Source organism: Carnobacterium sp., assembly GCF_049673005.1.
Lineage (GTDB): Bacteria > Bacillota > Bacilli > Lactobacillales > Carnobacteriaceae > Carnobacterium_A.
On sequence record NZ_JBATXB010000010.1, the window covers coordinates 1 to 3118 of the forward strand.

Genomic DNA, 3118 nt, shown 5'->3' on the forward strand with positions numbered 1-3118 from the left:
GTAATGATTGGACGAGGAATTTTCCATAATCCATTTGCTTTTGAAAAAGAACCTAGAGAGCATGGACCAAAGGAATTGCTAGATTTATTCAGAACCCATTTAGATTTATTTGATCAATTTTCAAAAACAGATACGCGTATCTTTAAACCTCTTCGTCGTTTCTTTAAAATTTACATTCGTGAGTTTAAAGGAGCAAGTGCACTACGGGTTCAATTAATGGAAACCAATACAACAAATGAAGTCCGAGTATTATTGGATGAGTTTGAAGCGAAGTATCTTATGGAGAATGAAACAAATTAAATGAATTATAACCGAAGGAATCGCACTGATTTTCTTCGGTTTTTCTATACGATTAAATAGGCGAATGAAATAGGTGAAAATGATGAGCGAATCGATTCGTTTAAAAAATTTGACAAAAAATGATTACAGTTGTAAACTAATAGTGAGATTGATGATTACAGATGTAAGCGAATGGAGAGAGAATAATATGGAAACAATCACTTCAATTAAAATTACAGAAGCAGAATGGGAAATTATGCGTGTGGTTTGGGCTAGTGGAACGGTTACTAGTAGAGAAATTGTAAAAGTCCTCGAAAATAAAAAGCAATGGAAAGCAGCTACTATCAAAACGTTAATTGGTCGATTAGTTGATAAGAAAGCGTTAATGACAACAAAAGACGGAAATAAATTTATTTATTCAGCCTTAGTAACTGAAGAAAATAGTATGGAATGTTATACGGATGATATTTTCTCTAGAGTTTGTGACAAGCAACGGGGACAGCTGATTGCGAATATGGTGATGGATACCGTATTAAGTAAATCTGATATCGATCGGTTAAGAAAATTATTAGAACAAAAAGAAATGACAGCATTAGATGAGGTTCCATGTAACTGTATAGCTGGGCAATGTGAATGCAATTTAAGTCACCACTAAGAAAAGGGGAGTTAAAGTGGAGAATAAAAATTTTAGTATAGAAGGAATGACATGTGCTTCTTGTGCACAAACCATTGAAAAGTCTATAAGCAAGTTGCCAGGTGTAAAAGCAGCAACAGTTAATCTTGCAACGGAAAAAATGACTGTCCAGTTTGATGAATTATCTTTAACAGAGTCAGATATTCAAAAAGCAGTTGCAAGTGCAGGATACAAAGCAGTATCGAATAGACAGAAAAAAACATTTAATATAGAAGGAATGACGTGTGCTTCATGTGCGCAAACGATTGAAAAAGAAACACAAAAACTTCCGGGTATGGAACGTTCAACAGTCAATTTAGCGACAGAGAAAATGACCGTTCAATATGACCCAACCCTACTAAATATATCAGAAATAACGAAAACAGTTGCCAATGCAGGGTATGAGGCTCACGAAGAAGTAGACTCGGATAAGTCAGTTGATTTAGATCAGGAAAAGAAACAACAGCACATTAAAAATGTCTGGCATAGGTTCTTACTGTCGACTATTTTTACAGTACCTTTATTGTATATCGCGATGGGACATATGTTAGGTCTACCTGTGCCGGGAATCGTTGATCCACTAGTACACCCTTTAGCTTTTGCTGTAACTCAATTAGTCTTAACACTACCAGTTATGTATTATGGTCGTAGTTTCTTCATAGTTGGATTCAAGACATTAGTTAAAGGTCACCCGAATATGGATTCTCTTATCGCTCTGGGCACCAGTGCAGCATTTATTTATAGCCTATTTGGAACCTACATGATTTATTCAGGCGATACGAGTTTCACAATGGCTCTTTATTACGAATCTGCAGCGGTTATTTTAACGCTAATTACTTTAGGAAATTACTTTGAAGCTGTTTCAAAAGGTAAAACTTCAGAAGCAATAAAAAAATTAATGGGTCTAGCACCAAAAACAGCTCGTATAGTAAGAGAAGACCAAGAAATAGAAGTAGCGATTGATGAAGTACAAGTTGGCGATGTAGTTGTTGTTCGACCAGGTGAAAAAGTACCTGTTGATGGGATTGTGCTAGAAGGAAGTACCTCAATAGACGAGTCAATGTTAACAGGTGAGAGTATGCCTGTTGGGAAAAAACCTCATGATAAGGTTATCGGCGCAAGTATCAATAAGAATGGAAGCTTCCAATACAGAGTGACAAACGTCGGCAAAGATACCGCATTATCACAAATTATCAAATTAGTGGAAGACGCCCAAGGATCAAAAGCTCCAATTGCAAAATTAGCAGATAAAATTTCTGGGGTTTTTGTTCCAATCGTTATCGCATTAGCTGTATTAGCTGGTTTAGCCTGGTTCTTTTTAGGCCAAGAATCTTGGGTTTTTGCTTTAACCATTACGATTTCTGTTCTTGTTATTGCTTGTCCATGTGCACTGGGACTAGCCACACCAACAGCTATCATGGTTGGGACAGGAAAAGGAGCTGAAAATGGAGTTTTGATTAAGAGTGGAGGAGCTTTAGAAACCACTCATAAAATACAAACCATCGTTTTTGATAAAACCGGAACCATTACAGAAGGAAAACCAAAAGTGACAGACATTGTGACCACAAATGGCCTTTCGGAAACAGACCTTTTAATTCTAGCAGCTTCTGCCGAAAAAGGTTCAGAACATCCATTAGGAGAAGCAATTGTTAATGATGCCAAAGAAAGAAACTTGGAATTAAGTAAAACAGAATCCTTTAATGCCATTCCTGGACGGGGTATAGAAGTGAGTATTGAGGGGCAACAGTTAGTACTAGGCAATAAAAAGTTAATGGATGAAAGAAACATTTCATTAGGAGACCTAGCAGAGTCGTCAAACAAGCTAGCTAGTCAAGGTAAAACACCAATGTACATTGCAAAAGATGGAGAAATTGCGGGTATTATCGCTGTAGCAGATACGGTTAAAGAGAATAGTTTGAAAGCTATCGAAAAATTACACCGAATGGGTATCGAAGTGGCCATGATTACAGGTGACAATAAACGGACAGCTGAAGCAATCGCTAAACAAGTTGGTATTGATCGCGTGTTAAGTGAAGTACTACCAGAAGATAAAGCGAATGAAGTGAAAAAACTTCAGTCTGAAGGTAAAAAAGTTGCTATGGTCGGAGATGGTATCAACGATGCTCCAGCATTAGCACAAGCAGACATTGGTATCGCTATTGGTTC

General features: G+C 37.0%; 3 protein-coding genes. All 3 read left to right on the plus strand.

Annotation, left to right across the window (positions count from 1 at the left end; all coding sequences use genetic code 11):
• The coding region (locus WBF61_RS01035) for a tRNA-dihydrouridine synthase (RefSeq protein ID WP_424253145.1) at positions 1-300 on the plus strand (300 nt) is incomplete at its 5' end.
• Between the two features lie 187 nt (positions 301-487).
• Positions 488-934 (plus strand): CopY/TcrY family copper transport repressor, encoded by a 447-nt coding sequence (locus WBF61_RS01040; RefSeq protein WP_424253149.1) that lies wholly within the window; start codon positions 488-490, stop codon positions 932-934.
• A gap of 16 nt (positions 935-950) precedes the next feature.
• Positions 951-3118 (plus strand): heavy metal translocating P-type ATPase (locus WBF61_RS01045; protein ID WP_424253147.1); only part of this gene is annotated, 2168 nt, incomplete at its 3' end.

Excerpts from the sequence above, each read along its gene's own strand:
- WBF61_RS01040 (WP_424253149.1), top strand. The coding sequence starts at position 488 with ATGGAAACAATCACTTCAATTAAAATTACAGAAGCAGAATGGGAAATT.